At 71.4% G+C, this 11219-nt stretch carries 8 protein-coding genes; 2 read left to right on the top strand and 6 right to left on the bottom strand.

All coding sequences use genetic code 11. From position 1 onward, the window contains the following. Window positions 1–48 precede the first annotated feature (48 nt). Entirely contained in the window at window positions 49–1338 is a 1290-nt protein-coding gene (locus I5731_RS03335; RefSeq protein ID WP_197309943.1) for a hypothetical protein, read from the top strand. Between the two features lie 43 nt (window positions 1339–1381). On the opposite strand, the gene I5731_RS03330 is transcribed toward I5731_RS03335, so the two are convergent. The 3 genes from I5731_RS03330 to I5731_RS03320 form a co-directional block, all read right to left on the bottom strand. Next, window positions 1382–2905 (bottom strand): flagellin, encoded by a 1524-nt coding sequence (locus tag I5731_RS03330; protein WP_197309942.1) that lies wholly within the window; start codon window positions 2903–2905, stop codon window positions 1382–1384. 9 nt (window positions 2906–2914) lie between these two features. After that, a complete protein-coding gene (gene flgK / locus I5731_RS03325) occupies window positions 2915–4771 on the bottom strand; it encodes a flagellar hook-associated protein FlgK (protein ID WP_197309941.1) in 1857 nt (618 codons plus the stop codon). A gap of 82 nt (window positions 4772–4853) precedes the next feature. Next, complete coding sequence (locus I5731_RS03320) at window positions 4854–6230, bottom strand: flagellar hook protein FlgE (RefSeq protein ID WP_197309940.1); 1377 nt, start codon at window positions 6228–6230, stop codon at window positions 4854–4856. Between the two features lie 301 nt (window positions 6231–6531). Here I5731_RS03320 and I5731_RS03315 point away from each other — a divergent pair, with 301 nt between their 5' ends. Further along, entirely contained in the window at window positions 6532–7377 is an 846-nt protein-coding gene (locus I5731_RS03315; protein ID WP_197309939.1) for an AAA family ATPase, read from the top strand. Window positions 7378–7381: 4 nt separating this feature from the next. Here the strand turns inward: I5731_RS03315 and I5731_RS03310 are convergent, their stop codons facing one another. The 3 genes from I5731_RS03310 to I5731_RS03300 form a co-directional block, all read right to left on the bottom strand. After that, window positions 7382–8398: a CorA family divalent cation transporter gene (locus tag I5731_RS03310; RefSeq protein WP_197309938.1), complete on the bottom strand. Its 1017-nt coding sequence runs from the start codon at window positions 8396–8398 to the stop codon at window positions 7382–7384. A 103-nt stretch (window positions 8399–8501) separates the two neighbouring features. Further along, window positions 8502–9512 (bottom strand): YcjF family protein, encoded by a 1011-nt coding sequence (locus tag I5731_RS03305; protein WP_197309937.1) that lies wholly within the window; start codon window positions 9510–9512, stop codon window positions 8502–8504. Then, window positions 9509–11137, bottom strand: coding sequence for a YcjX family GTP-binding protein (locus I5731_RS03300; RefSeq protein ID WP_197309936.1), 1629 nt, complete (start codon window positions 11135–11137; stop codon window positions 9509–9511). The genes I5731_RS03305 and I5731_RS03300 overlap by 4 nt, the downstream gene beginning before the upstream one ends. Between the last annotated feature and the right edge of the window lie 82 nt (window positions 11138–11219).

Below are 11219 nucleotides of genomic sequence, written 5' to 3'. Positions count from 1 at the left end.
CCCCGGCCGACTGCACCGAACCGCCCGCCCTCAGCCGGAGACTGCCCTGTGACCGCTCCGTCGTCCCTGCCCGCGCGGTTCCTGATCCCGACCCCCGCCGGCCCGGTGGAGATCGTCGCGATCACGCGCCGCCGCCCGTCGGCGCGGTCGCGCTCGGTGGTGCTGAAGGACGCGTCGTTCGAGCCGCTGGCGATGTCGCCGCGCTACCGCGCCTTCGTCTCGGCCGAAGGGCCGCTCGGGCTGCCGGGATCGGGCGGCGACGACGCCGAGTTCATCCTGCAGCTCGGCCGCGACATCGACGGCGGCGACAGCTGGAACTTCGCCGTGCTGCTCGCCCACCTCGCCGAGCGCGACCAGGACGGCCTCGCCGCGGCGCTCGGGCGCGGGCCGCGGCCGGTGGTCGTCGCGACGGGCTCGCTCGCCTTCGATCCGCGCCGCCCGCTCGCCGGCCAGGTGTTCCGCGCCGAGCGCTATGCGCTGGCCGAAAAAATGACGTCGGCGCTGTCGTCGATCACGGACGCCGGCGCCGCCCCGGTCATCGTCCTGCTGCCGGCGAATGCCGAGCCGAGCGACCTCGCCGCGGCCGAGGGGATCCTCGCCGGGCTCGAGGCGCCGGGGCTGAGGGTTCACCGCTGCGCCACCGTCGGCGACGGCATCGCGGCGCTGCGCGGCACCGCGCTGGTGCGGCCGGCGACGGAGAAGACCGTGCTGCTGCCCGGTGGCCCGCCGCCGCAAGCCGCCCCGCGCCGGTCGGTGCGACGGATGGCCATCGCGGGGGTGGTCGTGGTGTCGCTCGCCGCGGCGGCGGCCTGGTACGGCGCCCCGCCCGCGGACGACCCGACGGCGACGGCGGCCGCGACAAGCCCGCCGGCCGATGCACCCGCGGTCGCCGCACCGGACGGTGACCCGACGCCCCGGGTGGCGGATACGGAGCCCGCCGCTGAGCCGCAAGTGGCCCCGGCGCCGACCACAACGGCGGCGACACCGGCGACGGCATCTGGACTTCTGGTCGAGGCGCTGCTCGCCCCGGGCGGCGGCACCTGTTTCAACGTCATTGCGGGCGAGATCTCCGCCGCCGTCGTCGCGCCGCCGCTCGGCGAGGCCGGCAGCGGCACGATCGCGGCTCTCCCCGCCGGCACCTGCGGACTGCGCCTCGGCGCGCCCGCCGGCACCGTGCTCGACATCGCGCCCCGTGTTCGCGAGATGATGATGACGGCGGCGCCCCCGGCCACCGAGACGACGGCCTACGCCGCCTACGGCCGCGCCGGCGTCGAGCTCGGCGGCCGCACGCTGCGCTTCACGCCGCGCGGCGCGGCGATCGGCGTCGACTGGGACTGACGCGACGGCGCCCGCCGCCGGGACGGCGCGAGCCGCAACCCGGTCAGAGGTAGTTGGTCAGCGACAGCTGCGACAGCATCGAGGTGGTCTGGTAGCTCGCCTGCATCAGCGTCTGCAGCCGCAGCATCTGCGCGGCGACCTCCTCGATGTCGATGCCCTCGACGCCCTCGACGATCTCCTGCATCGCGCCTTTGGTGGCGATGTGGCGCGTCGCGGCCTGCGTCGCGGCGCGGCCGGCGACGGCGATCTCGGCGTGGATGTCCTCCGGGCTCGCCGCCCCGTTCGGGAAGGAGAGCGCGGCGCGCGTCCGCTCGGTCAGCGCCGCATAGCGCTTCTCGTCCGTCGCGACCGAGGTGCTGAAGCTCTCGACCGAGAGCACCGCCAGCGCCTTCACCACCGTGGTGAAGCCCTCCTCGTTGGCGCGGGCGCCGTAGGCGACGTCGATCGAGCTGTCGATGCGGGCGGAGACGTCGTTGCGCGGCCGCGTGCTGCTGTCGGCCGGGTCGATCGGGTCGTTCTGGCCGCTGTACCAGATCACGGTGGTGGCCGGGTCGGCGTCGGTGAGGCCGACCGCCTCCTCCGGCGGAACGCCGCCACTGGTGTCCACCGCCTGCGGCAGCCGGCCGCCGGCGGTGTCGAAGAAATCGTCCGCCGCCGCCATCGCCGACGCCGCGCGGAGATCCGTCTGCGCTTTGGTGGCGATCGCGGCGGAGAGCTGGGACTGGAAGTTCGCCGCGGTCGCAGCGCCATCGGCGCCGATCAGGAACTCGCCGCTCGCGATCTCCGGCCCGTGGCTCGCCGTCAGCGTGATGTTCGAGGTGGTGCCGTCGGGATTGCCGAGCGAGACCTGGATCGTCTGGCCGGCCTCCGGCACGCCGGTGAAAGTCACCGACAGCTGCGCCGGGTCGCCGGCGACGGCCGCGCTGGTGTTCGACAGTGTCGAGTTGACCCCCGTGACCTTGAAGCCGAACTCCGCCGACACCGGCGCCGCCTTGCCGACCGTCACCGTACTGCCGCTCGAGGCGACGGCCAGGCGGCCGAGGCCGTCGGCGCCGAGATCGGCGCGGCGGCGCTGGTCGACGAAGCTGTTGAAGCCCGCCTTGCCGCCGCCGCCCTCGAGAATGGTCGCCGAGGTCGCCACGGGCTTCGAATCGCTCGCGTTGCCGGCGAAGAGGTAGCGGCCGTTGGCCTCCGAGTTGAGCAGCCCGGTCACTTCGTCGAGGGCGATCTGTGCCGTCTTCTGCGCGTCGGTCTTGCCGTCGAGCCGCACCTCGAAGGCGTTGGGGTCGGCGGCGCCCTTCACCTCCGACGGGATTTCGCCGAGCCGCGTCAGCGCCGTGTCCATCAGCTTGATGCGCAGCGACACCATGTCGATGTTGGACGAATAGGCGTCGACCGCGGCGATCTGCTGGCGGAAGTTGACCGACAGCGTGCGATCGCGCCCGAGCCCGCCATAGGTGTCGGACTTCATCTGGCTCGCGAACTGCGCCTGCAGGGTGTCCATCTGCTCGCGCATCTTGATCAGGCGCGGGATGATCCCGGAGGAGGAGAGTGCGGTGACAGCCATGGTCTATCCTCAGATTCCGAACAGCGCGTCGATCATGTCCTGCGCCGCCTTCATGACGCGGGCGTTGGCCTGGTAGGCCGTCTGCAGCTCGATCAGGCGCGCCATTTCCTCGTCGATGTTGACCGCCTGCGAATCCCGGTAGCGCTCCTCGAGGTTCGCCGTGACGATCGACTGTCCTTCGTTGATGCGCTGCGCCGAGGCGATCTGGGCGCCCTGGGTGGAGAGCACCTGGGTCAGGAAGTTCTTCACCGTGCCGGTGTAGGGCGCCGACGTCGTGCCGACCCCCGTCGCCGGGTTGAACATCGCCGTGGTGCTGGTCAGCGCGTCGAGCAGCGCGCGCGGCCGGGTGGCGTCGGCGCTCGTCGTCGTCTCGGCGTACTTCACCATCAGCGCGGAGTCGGCCGTCAGCGCCGGGTTGACCATGATCCGCTCGGCGAAGCCGCGCGTCTGGTCGGCGCCCAGCGAATAGCCGGTGAAGGCCTGCCCGCCGGCGCGCCCGTCGACGAAGAGCGCGAACTGCGGTTCGCCGGACTGCAGTTCCGTCAGCGTCACCGAAGCGGACAGGGCGGTCACGTCCGTGCTGCCGCCGGCGCCGTCGTCGAGCACGCGGATGCTGCCGTCCGACGGGCTCGTGACCTGGAAGCCCGCACCCAGCGTCTGCTGGATCGCCGCAGCAAGGGCGGCCGAGCCGCCGCGCGTGTCGACCGCGACGACCGTGTCCTTCGGGTCGGCCGTGAAGCCGTTGCCCGGCGAGGCGCCGCCGTTGGTGGCGACGAAGGTCACCCGGCGGTCGACGCCGGCCGCGTCCTTGTAGGCGAGCGAGATCGTGTTGCCGGTGGCAAGCCCCGAGACGTCGAGATCGAAGCCCTCGGCGCCGCCGGCACTCGCCGCCTCGCCGGCGACCGTCGTGTTCGAGATCGCCCGCGCCATCACCGAGGCGAGCTCGTCGATCTGCGCCTGCGCCGTCACCAGCGCATCGTCGCGCAGCGAGCGATAGGCCGCGATCGAACCGCTGCGGAAGGCCCCGGCGGCGAACAGGTCGACCTTCATGCCGTCGCCGGTGTCGAGCGTCACCGTGCCGAGCGTTCGGGTCTCGGCGCTGTCGGTCCACTGCGAATTGGCGTTGACGACGCCGTGCTCGTCGAAACCGAGCCGCGAGACGGTGGCGCCGTAGAGCTGCTGGCCGCTGGTCGTGTGGATCGTGACCTTGCCGAACTTGTCCTCCTCGACGCGGATGTCCATCAGCTTCGAGAGGCTGTCGATCGCCGCGTCGCGCTGGTCGAGCAGCCCGACCGGCGCACTGGACGACTGGGCGGCGACGACCTGTTTGTCGAGGTCGGCGATGAGGGCGAGCAGCGAGTTCGCCTCGTCCACGGCATCGGCGAGCGAGGATTCCGTTTCGCCGCGCAGCGCCTGGATGTTGGCCGAGAGGGTGCGCAGGCTGGCGGCGAGGCTGTCGGCGGCCGCCACCGCCTCGATCCGCGCCGCATTGTCCTCCGGCGACGTCGCGAGCGTCTCCATCGCGCCGGTAAACTCGGAGAACAGCTGGTCGAGCGAGCTGACGTTGGCCGGGCCACCATAGAAGCTGTCCAGCCGGGTCATCGCGTCGGACCGGATGCGCGCGTATTCGCCGGCCGCGGCGCTGGAGCGCCACTGCTTCTGGACCTGCAGGTCCACCTCGCGGTTGATCGCCGTCACCCGCACGCCGATCGTGCGCTCGTCGGCGACGATGGCGCTGGTGGTCAGCGTCTTGCGCGTATAGCCGACGGAATCGGCGTTCGCGATGTTGTTGGAGACGACCTCCAGCTCGCGCTGGTTGACCTTCAATCCGGTCAGGGACGTCCGCAGGGCATTCGTGATGCTCATCGCATTTCCTCGCGCCGGAGCGCGCGTCCCGGCCTCGGCTTAACCCGCCGCCGGAACCGCGCTCCGCCCACGCTCTGGCGGCTCACCGGACGATGTTCAGCACCTCGGTGAGCATGTCGTTCGCCGTGGTGATGGCGCGCGAGTTGGCCGAGAAGGCCTGCTGCGTGACGATCAGCTTGGTGAACTCCTCGCCGAGATCGACGTTGGAGGCTTCGAGCGACGAGCCGACGATCGAGCCCGATGCACCGGCGACCGGCGCACCCGACTCCTTCGTCTGGGCGAAGGCGCCGCCGTCGAGCCGGCGCAGGCTGCTGTCGCCGTTGAAGGAGACGAGCGGGATCTGGTAGACCTCGATCGTCCTCCCGTTCGAATAGCTCGCCACCACGCGGCCGCCGTCCGTGATCGCCAGATCGACGAAGTCGCCCGGCGGCACGCCGTCCTGCGTCAGGCGGGTGACGCTGGTGACGCCGTTCTGGTCGTCGTACTGGGTCAGGCCGTTGCTGCCGTGGTCGAGCCGGATGTCGCCGAGATCGACGCCGTTGATCGTCATGTCCGGGATGGAGAGCTGCGTCGTCGTCGGGCTGACCACCCGGCCGCCGGCGTTGAAGTCGTAGCGCTCGCCGGCGTTGGTCCACATCGGCTCGTCGCCGGTCGCCTTCGAGTTGGAGAGATAGAACAGCTGCCAGCTGTCCGTGACGCCCGCCTCTGCGTCGGCCGGAACTTCGACCTTCGCCCAGCGGAACTGCACGCCGACCGGCGTGCCGTTGGCATCATAGGCCGTGACCGCGCCGCCCGAGATCGATTCGTTGAGGAAGTCGCTGGAGTTGGCGGCCGAGATCGAGCTCGTGTCCGGATCGGTCGGCGTCCAGAGCTCGGAGCCCTCGGTGTCGGGATCCTGCACCGCGTTCGCCGTCAGCGGGCTGCTCGGCAGGTTCAGCCGGTACTCGATCTCCTGCGTCGCCTCGGCGTTGAGCGCGTCGTTGGTGATCTGGATCATCTCGGTGGCGTCGCCCGAAGGATTGCCGGTCGCCTGGTCGATCGGCAGGCCGGTCAGGTAGTAGCCGGCGCCGTTGACGAGATAGCCGTCCTTGTCGATCTCGAAGTCGCCGCGCCGGGTGTAGATGTTCTGCTCGGTGAAGATCGGGCGTCCATCCACCTCGCCGGCCTTCTGCCGGATCACGAAGTAGCCGTCGCCCTTGATCGCCATCGAGGTCTCGGACTGCGACGCCTCGATCGCGCCCTGCACCGTGTTGGTGGCGCGCGACGTCGCGGTGACGTTGCCGGCCGGCTGGATGCTGACGCGGCCGCCGCCGTTCGGCACCAGGTCCTGGAAGCTCGTGTCGGTGCGCTTGTAGCCGGTGGTCTGCGTGTTGGCGATGTTGCCCGAGATGTTCTCGAGTGCGAACGCCTGTGCAGCCAGTCCGCCGACCGACTTGTTCATGGCTGAGAGGATACCCACGGCCGAATTCCCCGTTCGTTGCAAATGGTCCGCGGTCCGGATGAGCGAGACCGCCTCGGGTTTCCAAGCGCAAGCCGCATGCCAGCGCTTCGCGGCAGAAGGCGCGATATAAATCAATGGCTTGCGGCGATGGCCCGGCGTGCGTACCCCCCAGGTCCCGGCAATTCCGGGCGATGCCGGCAAAAGCTGCCGGGGCATGTCGGTCGCCGGCGCCGCCGCGGCGCTTGCGCACGCCCGCTTGCCGCGCTGCACAAGCGCCCCTACCCTCCCCCGGGATCAACCGGACGGGAGCCGAAGGCCGATGCGTTTCCAGGGAACCGAAAGCTATGTCGCGACCGACGATCTCGTCGTCGCGGTCAACGCCGCGGTGACGCTGGAGCGCCCCCTGCTGGTGAAGGGCGAGCCGGGCACCGGCAAGACGGTGCTCGCCCGCGAGGTGGCGCGCGCGCTCGGCGCGCCGCTGATCGAGTGGCACGTCAAGTCGACGACCAGGGCGCAGCAGGGGCTCTACGAATACGACGCCGTCTCGCGCCTGCGCGACAGCCAGCTCGGCGACCCGCGCGTCGCGGACGTTGCGAACTACATCCGCCGCGGCAAGCTCTGGGAGGCGTTCACCGCGCCGGTGCGCCCCGTGCTGCTGATCGATGAGATCGACAAGGCGGACATCGAGTTCCCGAACGACCTCTTGCAGGAACTCGACCGCATGGAGTTCCACGTCTACGAGACCGGCGAGACGGTCAAGGCGGTGCAGCGGCCGGTGATCCTGATCACCTCGAATAACGAGAAGGAACTGCCCGACGCCTTCCTGCGCCGCTGCTTCTTCCACTACATCCGCTTCCCCGACGCCGACACGCTGGCGGCGATCGTCGAGGTGCACTTCCCGAAGCTGAAGCCGAAACTGCTGTCGGAGGCGCTCGGCGCCTTCTTCGCGATCCGCGAGACGCCGGGGCTGAAGAAGCGCCCCTCGACCTCGGAGCTGCTCGACTGGATCAAGCTGCTCGTCAACGAGGACATCGACCCGTCGGTGCTCAGGGCGAAGGACGCGAAGTCGGCGATCCCGCCGCTGCACGGCGCCCTGCTGAAAAACGAGCAGGACGTCCACCTCTTCGAGCGCCTCGCCTTCATGGCCCGGCGCGAGAGCCGCTGACGGTTCAGCTCAGCTTCTGCAGCAGCATGTAGAAGCCCCAGGTCGCGGCGAACGCCACCGCGACGGCGATCCAGAAGCCGCCGGGCGTGTCGGTCAGCGGCAGGCTGGCGACGTTCATGCCGAAGAAGCCGGCGACGAGACTGCCCGGCAGCATCATGCCGGTCATCAGCGACAGCGTCCGCAGCGAGCGATTGGTCTCCTCGGCGAGCTTTGCCGCCACCTCGTCCTGCAGCAGCCGCGCCCGCTCCTGCACGGTGGCGACCCCGCCGCCGATCGCCGCGAGCCGGTCGCCGAGCCGGCCGACGTCGGCGAGCGCCCAGGTGCCGCCGTCGACCTCGGCGCGCTCCTCCCATTCTCGCACCATTTCGGTGAGCGCCGCGAGCTGGCGGTGGAGGCCCACCGCCTGGCGCCGCACCGGCACCAGATTGCGCCGCTCCTGGCTCACCTCGTCCGACACGACGTGGTCCTCGATCGTGTCGAGGTCGGCCATCATGCTGCGGACCAGCCGGCCGGCGGTGGTGGTGAAGCGGCCGATCAGCTCGGTGACGACGTCCGCGGGCGCCTCCAGCCGCAGGCCCGCCTCCACCGCCACGCCGAGATCGTGCACCGCGACCAGCGGCGTGCGCCGGCCGGTGACGACGACGGCCTCGTTGAAGGCGAAGCGCAGCCGGCCGATCTCGGCGGTGTCGCCGCGCTCGAACTCGCGGCAGAAGTCGGCGCAGACGCCGTGCAGCGCGCCGCCCTCGGCCTCGACGCCGAACGCCTCCTCGTCGAGCAGCAGGAACGACCGCGCGGCCGGCGGCAGCGACGTCAGCCCGGCGAGGAGCGCGCGGCAGCGCTGGTCGGCGAGGTTGAGGTGGATCCAGGTCCAGCCCTCGCCGCCCGCCTCGAGCGCCGCAGCGCCGACCGCCACCGGCGCTGCGCCAGGGCGGAAGCGATAGGCCCAGATCAGCCCGGGCGCGAGGCCGGACGGATCGAAATGCGAGGCGACGGCGTCGGCGACGGGAGGCGGGCTCGACATCTGGTGGGCACCGGCGGCTCGGGGCGATAGGCCGGCGGAAGGTGGTCCAAGCCCGCGCCGCCGTCAACGCCGGACGAGGGCCGGACGAGCCCGACGCGCCGCGTCAGCGCGTCTTCGCCTCGGCCTCCGGCATCAGCCCGCCCATCACCTCCTGGATGCCGGGCCGGGTGGCGGCGACGAAGGGCATCGGCCGGCAGACGTCGATCGCCGCCAGCCCGACGCGGGCGGTGAGCAGCCCGTTGATGACGCCCTCGCCAAGCCGGGTGGAGAGCCGCGCTGCGATGCCGTGGCCGAGGATCTGCTGCACCAGCCCGTCGCCCGCCGCCATGCCGCCGGTGACGGCGAGATGCGCGAAGACGTGACGGGTGAGCCCGAGGAAGCCGATCGTGCCCGGCCGGCCGCCGTAGAGGTCGGCGAGGCGGCGGATCAGCCCGAGCACCGTCACCAGCACGAAGACGAGGTCGACCACCGCCCGCGGCGAGATCGCGGTAACGATCGAGACCTTCTTCGCCGCATCCGCCACCAGCCGCTGCGCCGCCCGGTCCAGCGGCGTCACGAGGTCGGCCTCGACCAGCACCATCAGGTCGCGCCCGTCGATGACTTCGCCGAGGTGGCCGGCCACCGCCGCCCGCCCGCGCGCCGTCTGCGGCCGCTCGCGGTAGAGCGCGACGAGGCCCTCGGCGACCTTCACCGCCTTCGGCGTGTCGTCGCCCAGCACCGCCGCCGCCGCATCGGCGCGCAGCTCGTCGATCCGAGCCAGCCGCCAGATCCCGGCGACCTCGCGCACGATGATCGCTACCGCCGCGACGGACGCGAGCGCCGCGAGGCCGAGGCCGAGCCAGCCGAGCCAGTCCTCGCGGGCGAACAGGTCGCGCACCAGCCGGTCGACCGAGAGGCCGATGCCGAGGGTGACGAGACCGCCGACGCCGCTCCAGAACAGGCGGCCCCAGCGAAAACCGCGCCGCCGCGGCGGCACCGGCAGCGCCGGCACGTCGTCCGGCTCGGGTTCGACGACGATGCGGCCGGCCGGCGCCTCGCGGCTCCCCGCGACGACGACGTCGGGGTCGTCGAGACGGAAGGCGGTGGGTCGGCGCGGCGACGGGGTCTCGCTCATGCCAGCTTGTCTCCGATGAGGAAGTCGATCGCGCGGTCGAGCCGGATATGCGGCAGCGACAGCGTGGTGCCTTCGGCGGTGACCTCGAGCCGCGGCGGCCGGAAGCGCAGGAAGCGGAGGTCGGGCACCAGCGATCCGGCCGCCTCGACCGGGGAACGCCGCGCCGACCAGGGCCCTGCCCGCCCCGCCGGATTCAGCCCCGCAGCACCCGGATTCGTCGCTGAAACGTCATGAATCGGATTCTCAACTTGAGCTCCGTCGCCGTGCAGGGCGTCGATCCGCGCGTGAGCGGCTTGAATCAGGCTCTCAACCACCTGGAAAAAGACTTCGGGATCTTCCGGCAAGTCCCCGGGAAACAAAGCGATTTCCTCGGACCCATCGAACCGCCGCCCGTCGATGGTCTCGCCGGCCTGCGGAATGCCGAGGATGCAGGGCAGCGTCTCGCCGCCCTGGCGCACGCTCGCCTCGCGCGTCGCCCGCACCGCCGCGATCGCCTTCACCTCGACGCTGGCACCGGCATCGCGCGCCCGGTCGATCGACGAGCGCAAGATGCGGCTCATCAGCTTTTCGAGTCGATCGTGGCTGGTGTGGTGCAGGTGGTCGGCCTTGGTGGCGGCGATCAGGATGCGGTCGATCCGCCGCGACAGCACCGAGCCGAGCCACGACGATCGCCCCGGCCGGAAGCAGGCGAGGATCTCCTCCAGCGCCAGCGCGAGATCGGCGACCGCGGCGGGGCCGGCGTTGAGCGCGGCGAGCGCGTCGATCAGCACCACCTGCCGGTCGAGCCGGGCGAAGTGGGTGCGGAAGAACGGCTTCACCACCACCTGCTTGTAGGCCTCGTAGCGCCGCTCCATCATCGCCCAGAGACTGTCCTTGCGCGCGCCGCCCTCCCCCGGCAGCAGCAGCGGCGCGAAGGTCAGCGCCGGCGAGCCCTCGAGATCGCCGGGCATCAGGAAGCGGCCCGGTGGCACCAGCGACAGGGCGTGCGTATCGGCGCGGCAGGCGGCGAGATAGGCGGTGAAGAGCCGCGCGGCTTCGGCTGCGACCTCGTCGCTCTCGGGTGCCGCCGGATCGTGGCCCGGCAGCGCGGCGAGCCAGGCGCCGGCGATGTCGCTGCGCCCGATCGACCGCGCCCGGTCGATCGCCTCGCGCGACCAGGTGCGGAAATCCTTGCCGAGCAGCGGCAGGTCGAGCAGCCACTCGCCCGGATAGTCGACGATGTCGAGGTGCAGCTTGCCGGCGCCGATGTTGCGGCCGAGGAAGGTCGCCGATTCATAGGCGATCGTCAGCCGCATCTCGGCGATCTGCCGCGTCGATTCCGGCCAGGTGCGCTGGTCGACCAGTTGGCGGACATGCGAGCGGTAGTCGAACGTCGGCACGTCGTCGTGCAGCTGCGGTTTCAGCTCGGCGCCGATCAGCCGCTGGCTGCGCCACGGTTCGAACAGCGGCAGCCGGCCGCCGTGCACCAGGTTGTGCACCAGCGAGGTGATGAACACGGTCTTGCCGGCGCGGGCGAGGCCCGCGACGCCGAGGCGGATCTGGCCGCCGCCGGCGAGCCCGCCGGCGAAGTCCACGAGATTGTCGAGCGCGATCCGGGCGTCGTCGGCGAGCGAGGTGAGCTTCAAGCGGGGTTCGTCCTTCGGGGCCGGATGGCCGGCTGCGACGCCGGAGATGCGACCCCGATGTAGGGTGTCGCCGGCCCCGTTG

It is taken from the genome of Methylobrevis albus (genome assembly GCF_015904235.1).
Lineage (GTDB): Bacteria > Pseudomonadota > Alphaproteobacteria > Rhizobiales > Pleomorphomonadaceae > Methylobrevis_A > Methylobrevis_A albus.
The sequence above is the reverse complement of the archived record's forward strand: the minus strand, read 5'-3'. Positions and strand labels throughout refer to the sequence as shown.

Bases quoted from the DNA above. Each gene is read 5' to 3' on its own strand.
- I5731_RS03330 (WP_197309942.1), bottom strand. From the start codon at position 2,905: ATGGCTGTCACCGCACTCTCCTCCTCCGGGATCATCCCGCGCCTGATC.
- flgK (WP_197309941.1), bottom strand. From the start codon at position 4,771: ATGAGCATCACGAATGCCCTGCGGACGTCCCTGACCGGATTGAAGGTC.
- I5731_RS03315 (WP_197309939.1), top strand. From the start codon at position 6,532: ATGCGTTTCCAGGGAACCGAAAGCTATGTCGCGACCGACGATCTCGTC.
- I5731_RS03310 (WP_197309938.1), bottom strand. From the start codon at position 8,398: ATGTCGAGCCCGCCTCCCGTCGCCGACGCCGTCGCCTCGCATTTCGAT.
- I5731_RS03305 (WP_197309937.1), bottom strand. From the start codon at position 9,512: ATGAGCGAGACCCCGTCGCCGCGCCGACCCACCGCCTTCCGTCTCGAC.